This is a genomic window from Achromobacter sp. 01N37, from assembly GCF_056399725.1.
On the sequence record NZ_JBFTRX010000002.1, the window covers coordinates 533063 to 555338 of the forward strand.

At 65.7% G+C, this 22276-nt stretch carries 19 protein-coding genes; 11 read left to right on the forward strand and 8 right to left on the reverse strand.

Translation table 11 applies throughout. The features are described 5' to 3' along the window. The first annotated feature begins 16 nt into the window (after window positions 1-16). The 5 genes from acpS (at window position 17) to AC1DSJ_RS05645 (ending at window position 5547) form a co-directional block, all read left to right on the forward strand. Window positions 17-448, forward strand: a complete 432-nt coding sequence (acpS, locus tag AC1DSJ_RS05625; protein WP_175171319.1) for a holo-ACP synthase — start codon at window positions 17-19, stop codon at window positions 446-448. A gap of 53 nt (window positions 449-501) precedes the next feature. Beyond that, on the forward strand, window positions 502-1560 hold the full coding sequence (nagZ, locus tag AC1DSJ_RS05630) for a beta-N-acetylhexosaminidase (protein ID WP_441371541.1): 1059 nt from the start codon (window positions 502-504) through the stop codon (window positions 1558-1560). Beyond that, window positions 1523-3352, forward strand: a complete 1830-nt coding sequence (gene uvrC / locus AC1DSJ_RS05635) for an excinuclease ABC subunit UvrC (RefSeq protein ID WP_054426410.1) — start codon at window positions 1523-1525, stop codon at window positions 3350-3352. Before nagZ ends, uvrC begins: the two co-directional genes overlap by 38 nt. Window positions 3353-3438: 86 nt before the next feature. After that, window positions 3439-4011, forward strand: a complete 573-nt coding sequence (pgsA, locus tag AC1DSJ_RS05640) for a CDP-diacylglycerol--glycerol-3-phosphate 3-phosphatidyltransferase (RefSeq protein ID WP_054426407.1) — start codon at window positions 3439-3441, stop codon at window positions 4009-4011. 240 nt (window positions 4012-4251) lie between these two features. Continuing rightward, window positions 4252-5547, forward strand: coding sequence for an MFS transporter (locus AC1DSJ_RS05645; protein WP_427945294.1), 1296 nt, complete (start codon window positions 4252-4254; stop codon window positions 5545-5547). Between the two features lie 110 nt (window positions 5548-5657). Here AC1DSJ_RS05645 and AC1DSJ_RS05650 read toward each other — a convergent pair whose 3' ends face one another. The 3 genes from AC1DSJ_RS05650 to queF all read right to left on the reverse strand — a co-directional run bounded on the left by AC1DSJ_RS05650 (window position 5658) and on the right by queF (window position 9361). Next, window positions 5658-6989: an MFS transporter gene (locus AC1DSJ_RS05650; RefSeq protein ID WP_217483397.1), complete on the reverse strand. Its 1332-nt coding sequence runs from the start codon at window positions 6987-6989 to the stop codon at window positions 5658-5660. 135 nt (window positions 6990-7124) lie between these two features. Then, a complete protein-coding gene (locus tag AC1DSJ_RS05655) occupies window positions 7125-8279 on the reverse strand; it encodes an amidohydrolase (RefSeq protein WP_054422129.1) in 1155 nt (384 codons plus the stop codon). A gap of 257 nt (window positions 8280-8536) precedes the next feature. Next, window positions 8537-9361, reverse strand: a complete 825-nt coding sequence (gene queF, locus AC1DSJ_RS05660; RefSeq protein WP_054422128.1) for an NADPH-dependent 7-cyano-7-deazaguanine reductase QueF — start codon at window positions 9359-9361, stop codon at window positions 8537-8539. A gap of 322 nt (window positions 9362-9683) precedes the next feature. Here queF and aceA point away from each other — a divergent pair, with 322 nt between their 5' ends. Beyond that, window positions 9684-11003 (forward strand): isocitrate lyase, encoded by a 1320-nt coding sequence (gene aceA / locus AC1DSJ_RS05665; protein WP_054422127.1) that lies wholly within the window; start codon window positions 9684-9686, stop codon window positions 11001-11003. 198 nt (window positions 11004-11201) lie between these two features. On the opposite strand, the gene AC1DSJ_RS05670 is transcribed toward aceA, so the two are convergent. Continuing rightward, a complete protein-coding gene (locus AC1DSJ_RS05670; RefSeq protein ID WP_054422126.1) occupies window positions 11202-12269 on the reverse strand; it encodes an NAD(P)-dependent alcohol dehydrogenase in 1068 nt (355 codons plus the stop codon). A gap of 106 nt (window positions 12270-12375) precedes the next feature. Here AC1DSJ_RS05670 and AC1DSJ_RS05675 point away from each other — a divergent pair, with 106 nt between their 5' ends. Continuing rightward, on the forward strand, window positions 12376-13272 hold the full coding sequence (locus AC1DSJ_RS05675; protein ID WP_054422125.1) for a LysR family transcriptional regulator: 897 nt from the start codon (window positions 12376-12378) through the stop codon (window positions 13270-13272). Between the two features lie 80 nt (window positions 13273-13352). Here the strand turns inward: AC1DSJ_RS05675 and AC1DSJ_RS05680 are convergent, their stop codons facing one another. Then, window positions 13353-14210 (reverse strand): LysR family transcriptional regulator, encoded by an 858-nt coding sequence (locus tag AC1DSJ_RS05680; RefSeq protein WP_175171317.1) that lies wholly within the window; start codon window positions 14208-14210, stop codon window positions 13353-13355. Between the two features lie 140 nt (window positions 14211-14350). Between AC1DSJ_RS05680 and AC1DSJ_RS05685 the strand changes: the two genes are divergently transcribed. Genes AC1DSJ_RS05685 through AC1DSJ_RS05695 form a run of 3 tightly spaced genes read left to right on the forward strand, consistent with a single transcriptional unit; the run spans window position 14351 to window position 17473 of the window. Next, window positions 14351-15343 (forward strand): tripartite tricarboxylate transporter substrate binding protein, encoded by a 993-nt coding sequence (locus AC1DSJ_RS05685; protein ID WP_175171316.1) that lies wholly within the window; start codon window positions 14351-14353, stop codon window positions 15341-15343. A gap of 43 nt (window positions 15344-15386) precedes the next feature. Next, window positions 15387-16268 (forward strand): HpcH/HpaI aldolase/citrate lyase family protein, encoded by an 882-nt coding sequence (locus tag AC1DSJ_RS05690; RefSeq protein WP_441371542.1) that lies wholly within the window; start codon window positions 15387-15389, stop codon window positions 16266-16268. Continuing rightward, the gene (locus tag AC1DSJ_RS05695) at window positions 16265-17473 is read left to right on the forward strand and encodes a CaiB/BaiF CoA transferase family protein (RefSeq protein ID WP_441371543.1); all 1209 of its coding nucleotides are present in this window, start codon (window positions 16265-16267) and stop codon (window positions 17471-17473) included. Before AC1DSJ_RS05690 ends, AC1DSJ_RS05695 begins: the two co-directional genes overlap by 4 nt. Window positions 17474-17484: 11 nt before the next feature. On the opposite strand, the gene bioD is transcribed toward AC1DSJ_RS05695, so the two are convergent. From bioD to AC1DSJ_RS05710, 3 genes are read right to left on the reverse strand one after another with little or no spacing between them, the layout of a single operon-like run. Next, on the reverse strand, window positions 17485-18921 hold the full coding sequence (bioD, locus tag AC1DSJ_RS05700) for a dethiobiotin synthase (RefSeq protein ID WP_441371544.1): 1437 nt from the start codon (window positions 18919-18921) through the stop codon (window positions 17485-17487). Then, entirely contained in the window at window positions 18921-19643 is a 723-nt protein-coding gene (locus AC1DSJ_RS05705; RefSeq protein ID WP_441371545.1) for an alpha/beta fold hydrolase, read from the reverse strand. Before AC1DSJ_RS05705 ends, bioD begins: the two co-directional genes overlap by 1 nt. Continuing rightward, complete coding sequence (locus AC1DSJ_RS05710; protein WP_441371546.1) at window positions 19640-20857, reverse strand: aminotransferase class I/II-fold pyridoxal phosphate-dependent enzyme; 1218 nt, start codon at window positions 20855-20857, stop codon at window positions 19640-19642. The genes AC1DSJ_RS05705 and AC1DSJ_RS05710 overlap by 4 nt, the downstream gene beginning before the upstream one ends. A gap of 147 nt (window positions 20858-21004) precedes the next feature. Between AC1DSJ_RS05710 and AC1DSJ_RS05715 the strand changes: the two genes are divergently transcribed. Continuing rightward, window positions 21005-22273, forward strand: coding sequence for an adenosylmethionine--8-amino-7-oxononanoate transaminase (locus AC1DSJ_RS05715; protein ID WP_441371547.1), 1269 nt, complete (start codon window positions 21005-21007; stop codon window positions 22271-22273). Window positions 22274-22276 lie beyond the last annotated feature (3 nt).

Here is a 22276-nt window from a genome sequence, read left to right on the forward strand (position 1 = left end):
TTTTTGGTTGATGCCCATGTCTGACACGCCCAAGACCCCCGCGCCCGCTGGCGCCATCGCCGGCATCGGCATGGACTTGCTGCGCATCGACCGCATCGAGCGCGCATTGGAACGCCACGGCGACCGCTTCGCCGAAAAGATTTTAGGCGTGGAAGAGTTGCAGAAATTCCATGCGCGCCGCGCCCGCGACCCGGTGCGCGGCCTGCGCTTTCTGGCCACGCGCTTTGCCGCCAAAGAAGCCTTTTCCAAAGCGATCGGCCTGGGCATGCGCATGCCCATGACGTGGCGGCGCGTGCAAACGCTGAACGCGCCGGGCGGACGCCCGGTGCTCGTCATCGCGCCCGAGCTGCTCGACTGGTACACGCAGCGTTTCGGCGCCGCGCATGTATCCATCACCGACGAATCCGACATGGCCGCCGCGTACGTGGTGGTCGAACGCAAGCCCTGAGCCTCCGCCTTGCGCGGCGCCGGCTTGCCATATCTAGACACAAGGACAGCCTCATGGCCAAGAAGAAATCCAAGGGTGGCCTGCCCCCCGGCCCCGTGATGGTCGACGTGGCGGGCTTCACGCTGACAAAAGAAGAGAAGACGCGCCTGCGCCATCCGCTGGTCGGCGGCGTGATTCTTTTCGCCCGCAATTTCGAAAGCCGCAAGCAGCTGACCAAGCTGACTCGCCAGATTCACAAAGCCCGCAAGGAACCGCTGCTGATCCTGGTGGATCACGAAGGCGGCCGCGTGCAGCGCTTCCGCGAAGACGGTTTCACTGCCTTGCCCGCGATGCGCGACCTGGGCGCGCTGTGGGACCGCGACCCCCTTCAGGCTATGCGTCTGGCGACCGAAGCCGGCTATGTGCTGGCCGCCGAGCTGCGCGCCTGCGGGGTGGACATGAGCTTCACGCCCGTGCTCGATCTGGATTACGGCGTCAGCAAAGTCATCGGCAATCGCGCCTTCCATTCCGACCCGCGCGTGGTGACGATGCTGTCGCGCGCCCTGGTTCAGGGTTTGGCGCTGGCCGGCATGTCGGCTTGCGGCAAGCACTTCCCGGGCCATGGTTTTGTGGGCGCGGATTCGCACCACGAAATCCCCGTGGACCCGCGCGGCCTGGACGACATCCTGAAGGACGACGCCGCGCCGTACGCCGGGCTGGGCGACGCCGTGCTGCCGTCCGTGATGCCCGCGCACGTGATCTACCCCAAGGTCGACAAGCATCCCGCCGGGTTCTCCAAGCGCTGGGTGCAGGACATTCTGCGCAAGCGCCTGGGCTATGACGGCGTGGTGTTCTCGGACGACCTGACGATGGAAGGCGCATCGGTTGCGGGCGACATCCTGGACCGCGCCAACGCCGCGCTGCGCGCCGGTTGCGATATGGTGCTGGTGTGCAACCGCCCCGATCTGGCCGACGATCTGCTGTCGCGCCTGAAGTTCGACCATGCTCCCGAATCGGTTGAACGCATCCGCCGCCTCATGCCGCGTTTCGATGCGCCCGACTGGGACACCTTGCAGGCTGAAAGCCGCTATCAGAATGCCCGACGACTTCAATCTCAAATCGTTCCTGGCTGATCTGCCGCATCTTCCAGGTGTCTACCGGCACCTGGATGCGGCCGGTGAAGTCATGTATGTCGGCAAGGCGCGCGACCTGAAGAAGCGCGTCTCGTCGTATTTCCAGAAGAACCTGGCCAGCCCCCGTATCGCCCAGATGGTGTCTAAGGTGGCGCGGCTGGAGGTCACCGTCACGCGCTCGGAAGCCGAAGCGCTGATCCTGGAAAACAACCTCATCAAGAGCCTGAAGCCGCGCTACAACATCCTGTTTCGCGACGACAAGTCTTATCCCTACCTGCTGATCACCGGCCACGAATGGCCGCGCATTGCCTACTACCGGGGCGCAACGAACAAGCGCGGCCAGTATTTCGGCCCGTTTCCCAACGCCTGGGCGGTGCGCGAAACCATCCAGATCCTGCAAAAGGTCTTCCGGCTGCGCACCTGTGAAGACACCGTCTTCGCCAACCGCTCGCGGCCCTGTCTGCTGCATCAGATCGGGCGTTGCTCGGCGCCGTGCGTGGGCGCCATCGAGGCCGCCGAGTACGAACGCGACGTGCAGCGCGCCGTGCGCTTTCTGAATGGCGAGGCCAAGGAAGTCATGGGCGAAATCGAAGCCCGCATGCAGCAGGCGGCGGGTGAACTCCGCTTTGAAGAAGCCGCGGCGCTGCGAGACCAGATGGGATCGCTGGCGCGCGTGCTGCATCAGCAGACCATGGAGAACACCAGCGGCGAAGACACCGACATCATTGCCGTGGCGGTGGCGGGCGGCAAAGTCTGCGTCAACCTGGCGATGGTGCGCGGCGGCCGCCACTTGGGCGATAAGCCCTTCTTTCCGACGCACGCCGAGGGCGAGGCCGCGCCGCAAGTGCTGGAAGCCTTCGTGGCGCAGCATTACACCGACAACGCCATGCCGCCCGTGCTGGTCTGTTCCCACGCCTTGCCCGACCCTGACCTGATCGGTCTGCTGGTCGAACAGGCAGGCGGCCGCCCGTCGCGCTTGTTGACGCGTCCTCAGGGCGCGCGCCGGTCGTGGCTGGAACAGGCGGGCAAGAATGCCGAAATGGCGCTGGCCCGCGCCTTGACCGAATCGGGCGCTCGCGCCGGCCGCACGTTGGCGCTGGCCGAAGCGCTGGACCTGGATACCGATGAAGCCGCGCTGGACGCGTTGCGCATCGAATGTTTCGACATCAGCCATACGGCGGGCGAAGCGACGCAGGCATCCTGTGTGGTGTTCGAACACCACGACATGCAGCCATCCCTGTACCGCCGTTACAACATTGCCGGCATCACCCCGGGCGACGATTACGCCGCCATGCGCCAGGTGCTGACGCGCCGTTTCGCCAAGGTGGCGGATGGTGACGCGCCAATGCCGGGCCTGGTGCTGATCGATGGCGGCAAGGGCCAGGTCGAAGTGGCCCGCAAGGTGTTCGTGGAGTTGGGGCTGGACATCCAGACGCTGGTGGGCGTGGCCAAGGGAGAAGGGCGCAAGGTAGGCCTGGAAACGCTGGTGTTCGCCGACGAAAGGCCCCCGGTGGCGCTGGGCGGCGAGTCCGCCGCGCTGATGCTGATCGCCCAGGTGCGCGACGAAGCCCACCGTTTCGCCATCACCGGCATGCGCGCGCGGCGCGCCAAGACGCGCAATGTGTCGCGGCTGGAGGAAATTGAAGGCGTGGGCGCGCGGCGGCGTCAACGTTTGTTGGCCCGTTTCGGCGGATTTTCGGGCGTGGCCTCGGCCAGCATCGAAGATCTGGCGTCGGTGGATGGCATTTCCCAGGATTTGGCCGAACGCATTTACGAGGCGCTGCGTGGGTAGCCCGGTTCGCCCATGCGGCCAGCGGGCGGTCATGCCAAGGCTTCGATACAGCCAGTGTCACCCGGCTGATGTAGCATACGGACACTATGCCAATTAACGTACCCATTATCCTGACATGGCTGCGCATCGCCATGATTCCTCTGGTGGTCGGGCTGTTCTACCTGCCCGAGAGCTGGATGTCGGTTCCCACGCGTGACAGCTTTGCCGCTTGGGCATTCATCATCGCGGCGCTGACCGACTGGTTCGACGGCTGGCTGGCCCGCCGCTGGAACCAGACCTCGGCCTTTGGCGCGTTCCTGGACCCGGTTGCCGACAAGCTGATGGTGTGCGCGGCGCTGATCGTCCTGCTGGACTTGAGCCGCGTCGACGCCTTCATTTCGCTGATCATCATCGGCCGCGAAATCACCATTTCGGCATTGCGCGAATGGATGGCCAAGATCGGCGCCAGCGCCAGCGTGGCCGTGCACCGCCTGGGCAAATTCAAAACCGCCGCCCAGATGGTGGCGATTCCGTGCCTGCTGTACAACCAGCCGGTCTACGGCATCAGCACCAAGCTGTTGGGTGATGTGCTGATCATCGTGGCGGCGGTGCTGACGGTCTGGTCGATGCTGTATTACCTGCAACGCGCCTGGCCCGCCATCCGCGAGAAAGCGCTGTAAATGCATCTCCATGGCTGGTACGAAAGTACTGGCCATGTTTGTTTTGCAACACCCTTGGTTTTGCAACACCCCGGCGGCCCGGCTCGCGCAACACGGCCGCCGAGATATTCCAAGAGCGATCGGCCGGCCCGCCGGACCACGTCGCCAAGCACACAACGCCCGGTTCTTCCGGACGTTGCCGGAGACAACCTTGCACCGCCTTTGGCGGGCGCCTTCCGCCGCTGCCCGCGGCCTTCTGCAATGAACACCGCTGCCACCCCTATGCCTTCGGATGCCGACGTCCGCCGGCGCGACTGGAAAATCATCCTGCTGATTGGCGTTGCGCACGCCTCGTCGCATTTCTTCCAATTGGTCTTGCCTTCCCTGTACGTATCGCTGGGCAACGAGTTCGGGCTGGACTTCGCCCGGCTGGGCTTGCTGGTGTCCACGTTCTATGTGGTGTCGGGCATCGGCCAGGCGTCATCGGGTTTTGTGGTGGACCGCATCGGTGCGCGGCCGGTACTGTGGTTCGGGCTGGCGTGCTTTGTGGTGTCGGGCCTGCTGATCGGGTCTGCCACGGGCTACACGATGCTGGTGGCCGCGGCCGTGGTGGGCGGCATCGGCAATTCGGTGTTCCATCCGGCAGACTATTCCATCATCAACCATCGGATTACCGCGCCGCGTCTGGGCCATGCGTTTTCGGCGCACGGGCTGACGGGCAACCTGGGCTGGGCGCTGACGCCGGTCTTCATCACCACCATCACTTTGCTGGCCGACTGGCGCGTGGCGGCCTATAGCGCGGCGGGCTTGGTGGCGGCGGTGCTCCTGCTGACGGTGATCGGCCGTAATCTCATCGGCGGCCCGTCGCCGCTGGATGTTCAGCCGGACGCCAAATCCGCCAAGCCGGCCTCCGCCAAACCGCAGGAAGGTGTGCTGACCACGTTGAGCACCTTGTTGTCCAAGCCGGCGTTGTGGGGCGCGTTCCTGTTCTTTGCGTGCACGTCGATTGCGCTGTCGTCGGTGCAGAACTACACGATTCCGCTGTTGGGCCAGCTGTACGACTTGTCCAAGGTGGCCGCCAGTTCGGCCTTGTCCGGCTACATGGTGGCGTCGGCCGTGGGCATGGCGGCGGGCGGCTTCCTGGTGTCGGCCAACCCGCGCACCGAACGCACGGTGATGGTGGCGTTGATTCTGGCGGGCCTGACGCTCGTGGTGCTGGCGCTGGGTCTGGTGCCGGCCGCGTTTGCCGCGCCGGTGGTGGCGCTGGCCGGCTTCTGCTCGGGCGTGGCCGCGCCGTCGCGCGACATGCTGATCCGCCGCGTCACGCCCAAGGGGTCGACGGGTTCTGTTTACGGCTTGGTGTATTCGGGCATGGACGTGGGCTCGGCGCTGGGGCCGCTGGCGTTTGGTTTGCTGCTGGACGCCGGCATGCGGCAGGGTCCGTGGGTGGGCGCTGGCGTGGCGTTCACGGCCGCGGCCTTCCTGGCGCAATGGATCGCGGTGCAGGCGCGTCGCGCCGAGCCGATGACGGCGGGGGGCGCGGTGGCGCGTTCCTGATACGTCCCGTCTTGCCTGAAAGCCAAAACGGCGCACCCGAGAGGGTGCGCCGTTTCTCTATGCCCGCTGCCGCGTTTGACGTGGCGGCGTCCAATCCTGACTAGCCCTGACTAGCGCGTTTGCATCAGTGGCATCAGATTGTCGGCGGGCGGGGCGCCTCGCCGGCCCAGCAACAACAAGCCCGCCAGTCCGATGACCACGCACAAGCCCACGTAATATGCCGGCACCATCCGGTTGCCGGTGTACTGGATCACCGCCGTATTGATGAACGGCGCCAGGCCCCCGAACAACATCACCGCCAGGTTGTACGACAGCGATACGCCTGTTGACCGCAGGTTGACGGGCAGGATTTCGGTCATCAGCGCGGGCGTCGGCCCCCACATGAATCCCATGCACGCCGCCGCCAGCAATTGCGCTTGCACGAGCGTGGCGAAGGACGGGTTGTGCAGCACGCGCGCCATCATGATCCAGGTGGCGATGCCAAAGGCCAGCGTGGCCGGCAGCATCAGCGCACGGCGCGAGAGCCGGTCAGACAATGCGCCCGACAAGGGGCACAGCACCAGCAGCAAGGCCCCGGCCAGCGCACTGCTGAGTTGCGCGTCGCCCATCGTCAGGCCCAATTCCCGCACGGCGAAGATGGGCAGGTACAGCAACATGACGTAGTTGGACGCCGTGCCGGTCACCACGATGCAGAACGATCCGATGAGCTCGCGCGGGTAGCGCGAGAACAAGGTGCGGAACGTGGTTTGTTGGGGTTTGACGCGCTGGTCCTGAAAGCGCCGGAACTCGGGCGTTTCGTCCACCTGCGTGCGCAGGTAATAGCCGATGGGGCCAATCAGCACGCCAAACAGGAATGGGATGCGCCAGCCCCAGCTTTCCAGGTCCGCCGTCGACAGGTTAGACGACAGCAGATGCACCACGCCCGCGCCAATTGAAAACGCCAACGACTGCGAGCACATCTGAAAACTGCCATACAGGCCGCGGCGTCCTTTTGGGGCGAATTCCACCAGCATGGCGCTGGCGCTGGCGTATTCGCCGCCTACCGAAAAGCCCTGGATCAGCCGCGCCACCAACATCAGCACGCTGGCGGCCACGCCGATGGACGCGTAAGTGGGCAGCACGCCGATCATGGCGGTGCCGCCCGCCATCATCAAGATCATCAAAGACAGCGCGCGGCGCCGTCCGTAGCGGTCGGCATACAAACCCAGCACCAAACCGCCGATCGGGCGCACGGCGAACGCCACGCCAAACGTGGCCAGCCCCAGCAGCAGCGACGTTTCGTTGTCGCCGGTGGGGAAGTACAGCTTTGCGATGATCGTGGCGAACATGCCGTAGATGGCGAAGTCGAACCATTCGAAGGCATTGCCCAGCACCGACGCGATGACCACGCGGCGGCGCATGCTGGCGGAAACGGTGTAAGAGGAAGCGGAAACAGATGTCATCAGGGACTCCTGCAGGCGCGGCGAAGGCGCAAGGGGGCACAGAGCGCGGCGCTTGAGCGCCACGCTCCGGGGATTCAAAAAAAGGGGGGAAGGGCGGTCAGCCCAGACCCGAGACGCGAAAAAGGCGGGAGCGGGTCAGCTCAGCCGGTCGCGCACGATCTCAACGAAGACGCTTGCGCCGATGGGCAGAATGTCGTCGTCGAAGTCGTACTCGGGGTGGTGGCAGAAGTGGCCGTCCTGGCCGACGAAGAAGTACGCGCCAGGACACGCCTGAAGCAGATACGAAAAGTCTTCGGACGCCATCAGTGGCGTGATCTGCGCGTCAACCAGGTCTTGGCCGACCACGCGCGCGGCGGCGGCGGCCACCGTGGCGGTGGGGCCGGGCGCGTTGATGGTGGGCGGGCAGCCCAGGTCGAATTCGCAATCGATGCGGGTGGCGTGGCTGGCCGCCAGGCCGTCGCAGATTTCACGCACGCGGCGCAAGGCGGTTTCGCGCGCGGAAATGCTCAGCGTGCGCACCGTGCCTTGCAGCTCCATCAGGTCGGGGATGACGTTGCGCGCGGTGCCGCCGTTCATCATGCCCACGCTGAGTACGCCCGCCACCAAGGGGTCCAGCGAACGGCTGACCACGGTTTGCAGCATGCCCACCAATTGGCTGGCGATGACGACTGGGTCGTTGCCTTGCTGCGGCATGCCGCCGTGGCATCCCACGCCATGCACGCGGATGGTGAAGCCGTCACAGGCCGCCAGCAAAGCGCCTTCGCGTACGGCGACGCGCCCTTTGCCGACCATGGGATTGTTGTGCAGGCCGTAGATTTCGTCGCAGGGAAAGCGGGTGAAGAGGCCGTCTTCGAGCATCGCGGCGCCGCCGGCCAGGGTTTCTTCAGCGGGCTGGAAGATGAAGTTGACGGTGCCTGCGAAATCACGGTTCTGCGACAGGTGCAGCGCCACGGCCAGCAGCGTGGCCGTGTGCCCGTCGTGCCCGCAGCCATGGAAGTTGCCTTCGTGCGTGGAACGGTAGGGCAGCGTGGTTTTCTCCTGCATGGGCAGCGCGTCCATGTCGGCGCGCAGGCCGATGCTGCGCTTGCCTGCGCGTTCGCCACGCAGCACGCCCACCACGCCGGTGCGGCCTACGCCGCGATGCACCTCCAGCCCCCATTGCGCCAGCTTGGACGCCACGACTTCCGCGGTGCGGTGTTCCTGGAACCCTAATTCGGGGTGGGCATGGATGTCTTGCCGCCACTGGGCAAATTCGGGTTGACGCTCGACAAACCAATCACGGACTTGCATTACGGCCTCCTGTGGGGAGTTGAATGACTGCGGTTCGGATGTGGCGACGGGCCCGAAGGCCCGCCTGGATGCCGGGGCAACAATAAACGATATCGATTCGAAGCAGGCGTTCTGTAACTGCTTGTCAGCGAGCCGCTGTCGGCGGCACGATTTGCCGCAGATCAACGGCGCCGGCTCAGGGCGAGCCGACGCTGTGTCCGTTCTTTTATTACGGTGAGGCCGCCACGTTCACCCGGGCCGGGCCGGGCAACGCGTGCTTACTGGCGGACGGTGCGGACGTCGGCCGGAGGCGCGCTTTCGAAGTTGCTGCGCCACGGGTTGATGTCCAGCCCGCCCCGGCGCGTATAGCGCGCGTAGACGGTCAGTTGTTCGGGGGCGCAGGCTTGCATGATGTCGCTGAAGATGCGTTCCACGCAGTGCTCGTGGAATTCAGCGTGCTGGCGGAACGACACCACATAGCGCAGCAGCGATTCGCGGTCGATGGGTGCACCGCGATAACGGATTTGCACGCTGGCCCAATCAGGTTGCCCGGTGACCGGGCAGTTCGACTTCAACAAGCGCGAGGCCAGCGTTTCCTCGACCACATCGCCGGGCCGTGTGCGCAGCACCTCGGGCGCGGGCTCATAGGTATCGATTTCGATATCCAGCTTGTCGATGTAGATGCCGTCCATCTCACCCATCTGCAATTCAGAAAAGCGCTGCGGCAGGAAAAAATCCAGGCCCACGGGCGCGCCCGCGGCGGCGCTCAGGTCACGTTCCAGTCGTCCGCGCAACGCGGCCGAATTCACCAGGCGCGTCTGGTTGAACGAATTCAGATAGAGCTTGAACGACTTGGACTCGATGATGTTGGGGCTGTCGGCCGGCACCGAGAACGTCGCCATGGCGACGCGCGGCTTGCCTTTGGCGTCCAGCCACGACAGCTCATAGGCGTTCCACAAGTCCACACCCGTAAAGGGCAGGCTGCCGGCGGTGAGATTCAGCGCCGCGCGGTTGTGCGAACGCGCAATGGGAAAGAGCAGGGACGGGTCGTATTGCGAGGCGTAGGCCACGCTCTGGCCCAGCGGGCCGTGAGACAGGGTCATAGCGAAACCATGGAAATCATCGGAATGGAGGCATTGTAGGCGCTTCAAAAACCGGCATTTTTTCGCATTATGAAATGTAAGTCTCGTCATGTGAAAGTTCCTGCTGCTATGCAACGAGGGCGCATTTCACAGATGACAATATCGTTTCGCAATGCGAAACCTCACTTCTAAGTTAATGATTTATAAGAAAAACATTTTTCATCTTCTATAAGACATAAGCCCGCATTGCTCCGCAGCAGAGGCATAGACTTTGTCCAACGATTCACGCAATGCAAGACGCGAATCTTTTGAAGTCTTCTCATCACTGACCAGGAGCATCACCATGAGCAATCGCGAAACCGAAATCCGCAATCTGCAGAAAGACTGGGCCGAGAACAGCCGGTGGCAGGGCATCAAGCGCGACTACAGCGCCGAAGATGTCATCCGCCTGCGCGGTTCCATCAGCGTGCAGCACACGCTGGCCCAGCGTGGCGCGACCCGTCTGTGGGAGCAACTGCATAGCGAGCCTTTCGTGAATTCGCTGGGCGCATTGACGGGCAACCAGGCCATGCAGCAGGTCAAGGCYGGCCTSAAGGCSATTTACCTGTCTGGCTGGCAAGTTGCCGGTGACGCCAACCTGGCCGGCGAAATGTATCCCGACCAGTCGCTGTACCCSGCCAACTCGGTGCCGCAAGTGGTYCGCCGCATCAATAATTCGCTGGCCCGCTGCGACCAGATCCAGTGGATGGAAGGCAAGAACCCGGGCGACGAAGGCTACATCGATTACTTCGCGCCCATCGTGGCGGATGCCGAAGCCGGTTTCGGCGGCGTGCTGAACGCCTTCGAACTGATGAAGGCCATGATCGACGCCGGCGCCTCGGGCGTGCACTTTGAAGACCAGCTGGCTTCCGTGAAGAAGTGCGGCCACATGGGCGGCAAGGTGCTGGTGCCCACCCGCGAGGCCGTGGCCAAGCTGGTGTCCGCCCGTCTCGCCGCCGACACGATGGGCACGCCCACCGTGCTGCTGGCCCGTACTGACGCCGACGCGGCGGATCTCGTGACCAGCGACGTCGACGAAAACGACCGCCCGTTCATCACTGGCGAGCGCACTGTGGAAGGCTTCTTCCGCACCAAGGCCGGTATCGACCAGGCCATCTCGCGTGGTCTGGCCTATGCGCCGTACGCCGACCTGATCTGGTGCGAAACGTCCACGCCCAACCTGGAATACGCCCGCAAGTTCGCGGACGCCATCCATCGCCAATTCCCGGGCAAGCTGCTGGCGTACAACTGCTCGCCCTCGTTCAACTGGAAGAAGAACCTGGACGACGGCACCATCGCCAAGTTCCAGCGCGAGCTGGGCGCCATGGGCTACAAGTTCCAGTTCATCACGCTGGCCGGCTTCCATGCGCTGAACTACGGCATGTTCGAACTGGCCCACGGCTATGCCCGCCGCCAGATGAGCGCCTTCGTGGAATTGCAGCAGAAGGAATTCGCCGCCGCCGACCTGGGCTTCACCGCCGTGAAGCACCAGCGCGAAGTGGGCACCGGCTACTTCGACGCCGTCACGCAGACGATCGAAGGCGGCCAGTCTTCCACCACCGCGCTGACCGGCTCGACGGAAGAGGCCCAGTTTGAACACGGCAAGACGCAGAAGGTGGCTTAAAGCAGCCTTCCGCACATGATTGAAGGGGTTGCTTTGCAGTTGTAGGTGCTGTTGTAGGGTGGATTCAGGGTGCCTTCGGGCACCCTTTTTTTTCACCCTGAAGCGTCGGCCTGCGGCGCGCGGCCCCTTGTGCGCCGCCGGCCTCGGCAGCGCAGGCCCGATGCCGCGCTACGCTGCCCTATGCCGCGCTACGCTGCCCTATGCGGCCAGCGGCTGTTCAGCCGCCAACGAAGCCATGTCAATCACGAAGCGGTACTTCACATCGTTCTTGATCAAGCGTTCGTAGGCCTCGTTGACGGACTGGATCGGCACCATTTCCACATCGCTGACGATGCCGTGTTCGGCGCAGAAGTCCATCATCTCTTGCGTTTCTTCCATGCCGCCGATGGCCGAGCCCGCAATCGACTTGCGGCCCATGATCAGGTTGGCGCCGGGGATGGGGTCCAGCGGCGTCAGCGCGCCGACCAGCGCCATGGTGCCGTTCAAGCCCAGCAGCGCCAGGTACGGGTTCACGTCATGGCTGACGGGCACGGTGTTCAGCAGGAAGTCGAAGGTGCCGGCGTGCGCCGCCATCGCGTCGGCATCGCGCGACACCAGCACGTCGTCGGCGCCCAGCCGCTTGGCGTCGCGCCCCTTGTCGGCGGACGTGGTGATCATGACGACATGCGCGCCCATCGCGTGGGCGAACTTCACGCCCATGTGGCCCAGGCCGCCCAGGCCGATGACGCCCACCTTCTGCCCCGGGCCGACCTTCCAGTGGCGCAGCGGCGAATAGGTCGTGATGCCCGCGCACAGCAGCGGGGCCACGGCCTTCAGGTCGAGCTTGTCGGACACCTTCACCGCAAAGTGTTCCTTCACGACGATGCGGTCGGAGTAACCGCCGAAGGTCAGCTGGTCGCTGCCGCGTTCCTTGTCGTTGTAGGTCAGCGTTGCGCCTTCCTCGCAGTATTGCTCCAGGTTCAGGCGGCAGGCCTTGCAGTGCAGGCAGGAGTCCACCATGCAGCCCACGCCGGCGTAGTCGCCCGTCTTGAACTTGCTGACGTTCTTGCCGACCTGGGTGACGCGGCCCACAATTTCGTGGCCCGGCACCATCGGGTAGACGGAGTTGCCCCAGTCGCCACGGGCCTGATGCAAGTCGGAATGGCAGATGCCGCTGTACAGAATGTCGATCAGCACGTCGTCGTCGCCCGGCTCGCGGCGGGTGAAGCTGAACGGGACGAGGGGGGTATCGGTGCTGTGGGCGGCGTAGCCACGGGCTTGAATCATGGGGTATCTCGACAGAATTTGTTAAGCAGGCGTTCACAATATTCCTGTGGAAACCCCGGATCAAGCTAGAATTTCCGCATGCTTTGTTCGATGAAATAGCACAATCATGCTGCCCGATAACCTGTCCCACCTGGCCGCGTTCGCCGCCGTCGCCCGTCACTGTAGTTTTCGCCGCGCGGGCGAAGAACTGGGCTTGTCGACCTCCGCCGTCAGCTACGCCATCCGCAGCCTGGAAGAGCGGCTGGGCGTGAACCTGTTCAACCGCACGACGCGCAGCGTGGCGTTGACCGACGCGGGCCAACGGCTGGCCGAGCGCATGCTGCCCGTGCTGCATGACCTGGGCGATGCGCTCGAAGAAATGAACCAGTTTCGCGGGTCGGCGTCGGGCACCCTGCGCATCAACACCTCGCGCGCGGCGTCCTACCTGTTGTTGATGCCGTTTGCGGCGCGCTTTTTAGCGGCGTACCCGGATATCCGGCTGGAAATCGGTGAAGACGATAACTTTGTCGATATCGTGGCCTCGGGCTTTGATGCGGGGGTGCGCTTGCTGGAGGCCGTTCCCGAAGACATGGTGGCCGTGCAGATCGGCCCGCGCCTGCGCGTGGCGGTCGTGGCGTCGCCCGCGTATCTTCAAGGGCGTGAACCGCCCCGGCATCCCAATGATTTGATGCAGCACGAATGCGTGCGCTATCGCTTTGCCAGCGGGCGATTCTATAAATGGGAATTCGAAAAGGACGGCGTGGCGATCGAGCTGGATGTGGCGGGCCGCATTTCGCTGAGCGACGTGCACGCCGAGGTGCGCGCCGCGGTGGACGGCATCGGCATTGGCAGCGTGCCGGAAACCTATGTGACGGAATTGCTGGCCGCCGGCAAGCTCGTGCGGCTGCTGGAAGATTGGTGCCCGTCCATTCCCGGCTTCATGCTGTATTACCCGCGGCAACGGCGCGTGTCGTCGGCGTTGCGGGCGTTCATCGACATGGCCAAGGTGGAAGGCGAGGCGTAGGACGCAGACCCTCAGGGGCGCAGCGATGGGCCATCGGGAAACGGGGGCGGTGTCCAAGTCCGGTGTCCAAGTCCGATGTGCTACGGCCTTGCGCCTTCCAGCAGCGCTTGCACCAGGCGGTTGTCCTGGTCGGTCTGGCGGCAGACGAATGAAATCTGGCGATAAGGCGCGTGCTTGCCCAGCGGCAGCACGCGCACCGGGTGCACGTCCAGCAAATTGGCCCCGGGTTCCGGCAACACGCACACGCCCAGCCCGGCGGACACCAGCGCCGTCAACGCGGCCAGCGATTGCATTTCGATGCGGCAACGCGCGTGCGGGGCGTGTTGCGCCACATAACGCGCGGCCAGGCGCCCGCCGATGGTGGTCTTGTCGAAACGAATCCACTCGTACTGCTGGAACAATTCCGCCACGCGCGTCTCACGCGAATCGGGCGGTGCAATCAACACCAGCGTTTCACGAAACAGCGGCGTCCATGTCAGACGGCGCGAGCCGCCCGTTTCCGGCTGCGTGATGATGGCCGCGTCGATCTCGCCTTGCTTCAATTTTTCTGTCAGCTCCGTGGCGCGGCCGCGCACCAGCCGCACGTCCAGCAGCGGATAGCGTTCGCGCAGCTTGCGCAGCAGCGGGGGCAGCAGCGTGACCTGCAACGGTTCGATCGTGCCCAGGCGGACGCGGCCCTCAACGGCGGGCGTGCTGCGCCGGCGCAATTCGTCCAGACGCGACAGCGCCTCTTGCAACACCGCATCCACCTCGGCCGCAAACGCGTTGGGCCGCACCTGTAGCGCCGAACGGTCAAACAGCGGCTGGCCGAAGTATTCCTCCATCTGCTTCATTTGCAGGCTGACCGCGCTGGGCGACAGGTTCATGTCCGCCGCACCCGCCGCAAAGCTGCCGCCGCGCAGCACGGCGTTAAGCGTACGGAAAGACTCGATCTTCATCAGAAATCCTCACGTAGTGTTTTAAGAATCCTCGCTTTATATCACCAGAGCGGCGTCCTAGTATCGGCTTCAACCACAACGACAAGCGGCTGAACGCCAGGCATTCCACGCCGGCCAGACCGCAACCGAGGAGACACCGCATGAACAAGATCCTGGCCGGCGCACGCGCCGCCTTATTGCCCGCGTTGGCGTTGACCGTGGCGCTGGGCGCGCCGGGCGTGTCCGTGGCGCAAGCTGCACCCGCCGTGCCGGCCACGATCACGATGGTGGTGCCGTTTCCGCCAGGCGGCAGCAACGACGTCTTCGCCCGCGTGCTGGCCGAGAAGCTGGGCGCCAAGCTGTCCACCACCGTCATCGTCGAAAACCGCCCCGGCGCGGGCGGCGCAATTGGCGCGGAATACGTGGCGCGCGCGCCCAAGGATGGGTCGGTGCTGATGCTGTCGTCGTCCACGTTGACGACCAACGCCGCCGTGCAGACCAATCTGAAGTACGACGTGGTGCGCAGCTTTGCGCCCGTGGCGATGCTGGCGCGCAGCCCGATGGCGCTGGTGGTGGGCAAGGATTCGCCGTATCAGTCCATGGCCGATCTGCTGGCCGCAGGCCGCAAGGAGCCCGGCAAGCTGACTTACGGCAGCGCCGGCTTGGGCTCGGTCAACCAGATGGCCAGCGAAATTCTGGCCGGCGGCGAGAAAACCTCCTTCACGCATGTGCCCTACAAGGGCATGTCGCATGCGCTGAATGATCTGGCCGGTGGCCGCGTGGACTTTGTGATTGGCAGCTTTGCGTCCACGGCGTCGCTGCTCAAGGGCGGCAAGCTGCGCGTGCTGGCCGTGACGTCGCCTGAGCGTTCGCAGTTCTATCCGGCGCTGCCCACGATAGGCGAAGGCCAGCCCGGCTACGCGGTGGAACTCTGGTGGGGCGTGCTGGCCCCGGCAGGCACGCCTGCGCCCCTGGTGGACAAGCTGAACGCCGAAATCCGCGGCATCGTGAACGACCAGAAGATGCGCGCCATGTTCGCCGAGGAAAGCGCGGTGCCGGCCGAACTGACCGTGCCGCAATTCGCAGACCTGGTCCGGGCCGATGCGGCCAAGTGGAAACAGGTGGCGAGCGACCGCAACATCTCCATCCAGTAAGCGCGTCATCGGTCCCGATTCCCATTCCCCAAAGAGTGCAAGCATGAGAAGCAAACTGTTCGTTCCGGGATCGCGTCCCGAGTTGTTCGCCAAGGCCTTCAATGGCGACGCCGATGCCCTGTCGTTCGACCTGGAAGACGCCGTGGCCGACTCGCGCAAGGACGAGGCGCGCGGCCATCTGGCCCGTATGCTCGCGGGGCCGGAAGCGGCGGCGTCGGGCAAGACGCTGATCGTGCGCGTCAACGCGCTGGACTCCGGACACTTTCATGCGGACGTGCAGGCGGTAGTGCGGCCGGGGCTGCACCTGGTGAACCTGCCGAAGGCAGAACGCGAAGAAGATGTGGTGGCGGCCGCCAGCGCGATCGAGCAGGCGCGAATCGCCAATGGCGTGCATGACGCGGTGGGCTTGCTGCTGAACATCGAGTCGCCGCGCGCGTTGCGGCGGGCGGCGAGTTTGGCGGCGGCGCACCCCAGCGTGGCCGGTTTGCAATTGGGCTTGGGCGACTTGTTCGAGCCGGCTGGCATTGGCCGCCGCGAACCTGCCGCCGTGCAGCAAGCCATGTTCGCCTTGCGCATGGCCGCGGCGGAGGCGGGCGTGTTCGCCTATGACTCGGCATTCGCCAATATCGACGACGAAGCGGGCTATCGCGCCGAAGCGGCGTTGGCGCGTAGCTTTGGCTTTCTGGGCAAGAGCTGCATTCACCCCAAACAAGTGGCGCTGGCCAATGCGGCATTTCGCCCCACAGACGAAGAAATCGCGCACGCGGGCCGAGTGGTGCTGGCAGCGCGCGAGGCCTCTGCAAAGGGCGTTGCAGCGTTCGTCGTGGACGGCCGCATGATCGATGGCCCCTTCCTGCGCCGCGCCGAAGCGATTTTGCGTGCGGCGTCGGGGCTGGGTCTGGTCAGCGCTGCGGAGGCGCAATGATGCCGGGCGCAGCAACCACCGCGGCGCAGAGCACCGGCGGCCCCTTGGCGGGCGTGCGCGTGCTGGACCTTAGCGCCTACATCGCCGGCCCTTATGGCTGCACCTTGCTGGCGGACCAGGGCGCAGACGTCATCAAAGTCGAGCCGCCCACGGGCGACAACCTGCGCAAATATCCGTCCACGCTCGACGCCGAAAGCCGCGCCTTTCTGGGCGTGAATCGGGGCAAGCGCGGCCTGGTGCTGGATCTGAAAAACCCCGACGCGCTGGCTGTGCTGCATGAACTCGCCCGGCAGGCGGATGTGCTGGTCCACAACTTCCGGCCCAGCGTGCCCGCGCGTCTGGGCATCGCCTACGAGCAACTGGCCGAGCTGAACCCGCGCCTGATCTATTGCGCGGTGTCGGGCTATGGCGAGCAGGGCCCCTTGAAGGACAAGGCCGGCTACGACCAGGTGCTGCAAACGATGACGGGCATGTGCGCGTTGCAGGGCAAGGCCGATGGCCCGCCCGAGATCCTGTACGGATCGATCGTGGATTACTACGCGTCGTCGATGGTGGCGGCGGGCGTGGCGTCGGCGCTCTACGAACGTGAACGCAGCGGGCGTGGCCAGTTCGTGGGTGTGTCGTTGCTGCGCAGCGCGCTGGCGCTGCAATCGGCAAGGTTGATCTGGGCCGAAGGCGAACCGCGCAACATCGGGCGCGACATGCGCTCAGGCGGCATCACCGGCATTCACCCCACGGGCGATGGCTATCTGTACATTTCTGCGAACACGCCGCATTTCTGGCAAGCCCTGTGCGAAAAAACCGGCTTGTCCGACCTGGCCGCAAACGCGCGCTACGACTCGGTGCGCAAGCGCGCCGAACACCGCGACGAAATCGTGCCGCGCCTGCACGAGGCATTGCGCGCCCGCAGCGCGCTGGAATGGGAAACCTGGTTCGGCGAAGCCGTTCCCTGCGCCGCCGCGCGTGGTGTCGAAGACATGTTCGACTTCCCGCAGGTGCAAGCCGAAAACATGATCTCGACCTTCACCCACCCGGTCGTCGGCAGCTACCAGGGCTTCGCCCAAGCCATCAAGTTCGGCCGCACGGTGCCCGACACCCCAAGCGCTGCGCCCGCGTTCGGAGAACACAGCGGGGCCGTGCTGGCGGAAGCAGGGATATCCCCGGAAAGAGCCGAGGCGCTACGGGCAGGTGGGGCGTTGGGGTGATGTAGTCCCCCTTAATCCGCCACCGCCGGCGCGCCGCCTAGCGCGGCCAGGCATTCGTCCAGTGGCGGGATGCTTTGCGCCAGCATTGCGACGGCTGCCGCGTCGACGTGCGCCAGGGGCGGGATCTCGGCCAGTACGCGGACGTCGCCAAAGCGTTCGATGGCTTCCTTGTTGCCGGCGGACAGCGGGCCGCTCATTACCACGCCCAGAATTGGGATGCCGCGGCGTTTCAGCGCTTCCACGCTGAGCAATGTGTGATTGATGGTGCCCAGCCCGCTGCGTGCGGCCAGCACCACGGGCATGTCCAGGCGAGCGATCAGGTCGATCATCATGTGCGTGTCGTCGATCGGCACGTACAGGCCGCCCGCGCCTTCCACAATCAGCGGGGCGGTGGTGGCGGGGGGCACGATGGAGGTGGCGTCGACGACGGTGTCTTCCAGCGTGGCCGCGGCCCACGGGGATAGCGGCGCTTGCAGCACGTAGGCGGGCAGGTGCAGGCGTTCGGGCGGCAGTTGCGCCAGTTGGGCGACGGTGTCGGTGTCGCCCGGGTCTTCGGAGACGCCGGTCTGCACCGGCTTCCAGTAGTCGGCGTTCCAGGCGCGCGCCAGGATGGCGGACACCAGCGTCTTGCCGATGCCGGTGTCAGTGCCGGTCACGAAAACCCCGGCGGGGCGATGCGTCGATTTTTTCCACATACCGTAGGCCAGGTGATACGTCACCGTGGCTCCTTGTTCGTCAAACGCCGCCAACACCCGGCGCAGCGCCGCCGCAGAGAGCGGCGGGCGGCCGGGCGCGGGCGTGGTGGCGCCTATGCCTTTCAAGCCCTTCAGAAAAGCGAGGCCATCAGGATGATTTTGTATCAGCCGCTCGCTGCGCACGCCACCGGCCAGATTGCTCATGGCGGGACGGATGAGCTGGCACGGCGGGTAGGGTGGCGTGCCGGCAACGAAACCCGCCGCCAGATGCGCGTCCTGCCATTCGGCGAAGGTGCCTGCCGCCAACGTGGCCACGGCCAGATAGCCGCAGGGCGCCAGCCGCGCGGCGAGTCGGCCCAGGCCCGCGTTCAGGTCCGTGAACCATTGCACGGCCAGGCTGGAGCAGATCAGGTCGTACTCGCCATCCAGCGCCTGGGGGGTTTCGCCATCCAGCACCAGGTAGCGCGCGGTGCCAGGTAACGCCGGGCCGCTTCGGGCGGTGGCGAGCATGGCGGGCGAGATGTCGGTGATGGTCCAGTCTGCCGCACCCAACTGGCGCGCCAGGACCTGGGTCAGCAACCCGGTGCCGCAACCGATTTCCAGGATGCGAGGGCGCGCGGGCAAGTTCAAGCGGGCGATATCGCTGGCCAGCCGTTCGGCGGTGATGCGCTGGATGGGCGCATGCGCTTCATAGTGGTGGGCGGCGGCGCCGAAGCGGGCGCCGACCCCTGCATTGCGTTGGGTGACTTGCATCAAGCCGCTGGCGCCACGCGGGCGATGAAGCCGGCGATATGGCGCGCGCACCAGGGGGCGTCCGACACCGGCAGCAAATGCCCGCCGTGTTCCAGATCGTGCCGTTCGTCACCCACGCGGCCGCCGAACGCGGCTTGCGTCATGGCGGCGGGAACGATGGGGTCGTCTTCCCCGGCCAGGATCAGCAGCGGAACGGGCAACGCCGCCAAGGCGTCGCGCTGGTCTTCGTCACGCAAGGCTTCCAGGTCGCGGGCGAGCGGTTCCAGGCGCGGTTCACCTAATACGGATGCCTCTGCGCAACGTTCGCGAAAGTCGTGCACGACGGCGGCTGGGTCGGCCGACAAGCGTTTCATCATGCGGTCGAGCATGCGGCGCGGCACGCCGGCCTCAAAGTCTGGCGCGGCGCTAAAGCGCGGGAAGCCGTTGATCGACACCACGCCTACGCAATTGGACGGCAGGCTTCGCAACAGGCGCATCACGCCCAGCGAATGGCCAATGGCGATGACGGGGCCATTGATGGGGGCAGTGTCGGGGCCGGTGATGGAGTCAGTGTCGGTGACGGGGCCAGTGACGGGGTCGATCACTGCGGGCGTAGCGCCGAAGTAACCGGCGTCGGCCACAGCATGCGGCCAGTCGGCAAGCGCGGCGCGCAGTTGCGTCCAGACGGACGCGTCAAACGCCCAGCCGTGAATGAAGAGCAGGGTGGGGCGCAGGGTACTCATGCCAGCACCGCCTTGATGCCGTCGATCAGTTGGGCGACGTCGGCGTCGCGGTGCGCGGCGCTTAGCGTCAGGCGCAAGCGGCTGGTGCCGGCCGGCACGGTGGGCGGGCGGATGGCCACGGCCAGCAGGCCACGGCGTTCCAGGCTGGCCGCCATGTCCAGCGCGCGCGCTTCGTCGCCCACGATGGCCGGCACGATCTGCGTGGAGGAATCGCCGGTGTCCAAACCCATGTCTTGCAGCGCGGCGCGCAGCCGGTCACCGTTCGCACCCAGCCGGGCGCGTTCGGCGTCCAGGGTCGGCACAAGGTCGAGCGCGGCGTCCATCGCGCCCAGCACGGCGGGCGGCAATGCCGTGGTGTAGATGAAGCCGGAGCACGTGTTGATCAGGTAGTCGCACAGCGCGCGCGACCCGGCCACATACGCGCCGAACCCGCCCAGCGCCTTGCTGAACGTGCCCATCGCCAGATCGATGCGCCCGGGGGCCAGCCCTGCCAGCCCCATGCCGCCGGGTCCCAGCACGCCAGTCGCGTGCGCTTCGTCCAGGTAGACAAAGGCTTGGTAGCGGTCGGCCAGGTCCGCCAGGCGGGCGACGTCGGTGCGGTCGCCGTCCATGCTGAACACGCTTTCGGTGACGATGAAGCGCGACACGGGCTTGCCCCTGCCCGCGCCGGTACCCGCGCCAGTACCCGCGCCCGCTTTCACCTTGGCGGCGAGCAGGCTTTCCAGATGGTCCAGGTCGTTGTGCCGGAACCGGATCTGCTTGACCCCGGCCGCCTGGCACCCTTGATGCAGGCTGGCGTGGTTGAGCTTGTCGGCATAGAGCTCGATGTCGCCCTGGCTTGCGGCGGCGCGCAGCAGGGCGGGCAGCACTGCGGCGTTGGCCTGCCAGCCCGAAGCCAGCAGCAGCGCGGCCTCGGTGCCTTTCAGGCGGGCCAGCTTGGCTTCCACCTGTTCGTGCAAATCCAGGTTGCCGCACACGAGCCGCGACGCTTGCGCGCCCGCACCATGGCGGGCGGCCCATTCGCGCGCACGCTCGATCAGCAGCGGGTGCTTGGACAGCCCCAGATAATCGTTGCTGGAAAAGTTCAGCACGGGGGCGCCATTGAGCACGATGCGCCCGGGCGGCGCGGCCGTGGCGGTGCGCAGGCGGCGGCGTACGCGGCGGGTGTCCGCGGCGGCCAACTCAGAGAAAAACAGGGAATCCAGCTTAGACATCAATCGTTCCGGCAGCGGCCGGGCCAGGGCAACGCCCGCGCCAAGCCGTAGAATGCGGGCCATTGTAGTGGAGGCGCGCCCGGCGCTTTCCGGCGTCCACGGCGCCGGGAATGCCTGCGGCGGCGCCTGCTTTTTCGGAGCTCAAACATGCACACGCCCGACTGGGTGGCCCAGGGCCAGCCCCACATCTGGCTCCCCTATGCCCAAATGAAAACGGTGACGCCACCGCTGCCCGTCGTGCGCAGCCACGGCAGCCGGCTGGAACTGGCCGACGGGCGCAGCCTGATCGATGGCGTGGCGTCCTGGTGGACGGCCTGTCACGGTTACAACCACCCGCACATTGCCCAGGCCGTGCGCGCGCAGTTGGACGCCATGCCGCATGTGATGTTCGGCGGCCTGACCCACGAGCCCGCGCTGACGCTGGCGCGCCGGCTGGCCGGGCTGCTGGGGCCGGGGCTGGACCGCGTTTTCTATACCGACTCGGGGTCGGTGGCGGTGGAAGTCGCCATGAAGATGGCGGTGCAGTTCTGGTTGAACCAGGGCGAGCGCGGCCGCAGCCGCTTTCTGGCGTTTCGGGGCGGCTATCACGGTGACACGTTCGGCACCATGGCCGTGTGCGATCCCGACGACGGCATGCACAGCCTGTACCGCGGCATGCTGGCCGAGCACGACATCGTGGACCTGCCGCGCGATGACGCCACCCTGGCGGCGCTGGATCAGTTCCTGGAAACGCGCGCGCCGCAACTGGCCGGCATCCTCGTCGAACCGCTGGTGCAGGGCGCGGGCGGCATGCTGCTGCATGACCCGGAAGTGCTGCGCCGCTTGCGCCGCCTGGCCGACCGCCACGGCTTGCTGCTGATCTTTGACGAAATCTTCACCGGCTTCGGGCGCACGGGCTCGATGTTCGCGTTTGAGCAGGCCGGCATCAAGCCCGACATCATCACCTTGTCCAAAGCGCTGACGGGCGGCACGCTGCCGCTGGCCGCCACGGTGGCCAGCAACCGGGTGTTCGACGCCTTCTGGTCCGACAACCCAGCGCACGCGCTGATGCACGGCCCCACGTTCATGGGCAATGCGCTGGCCTGCGCGGCGGCCAATGCGTCGCTGGATCTGTTCGAATCCGAACCCCGGCTGGCGCAGGCGCAGGCGCTGTCCCAGGCATTGGCGGCCGGCCTGGAACCGTGCCGCGACTTGCCCTGGGTGCGCGATGTCCGCGTGCTGGGCGCGATTGGCGTGGTGGAGCTGGATGGCATCACCGACCGCGAAGCCTTGAAGCGGCGGCTGGTCGAAGCCGGGGTCTGGGTGCGCCCCTTCGGCAACGTCGTGTACCTGACGCCCGCGCTGACGATCACAGACGACGAACTGGCCACGCTGATCCGCGCCGTCGTGGCCGTGCTGCGTCAGCAACGCCCCTGATCC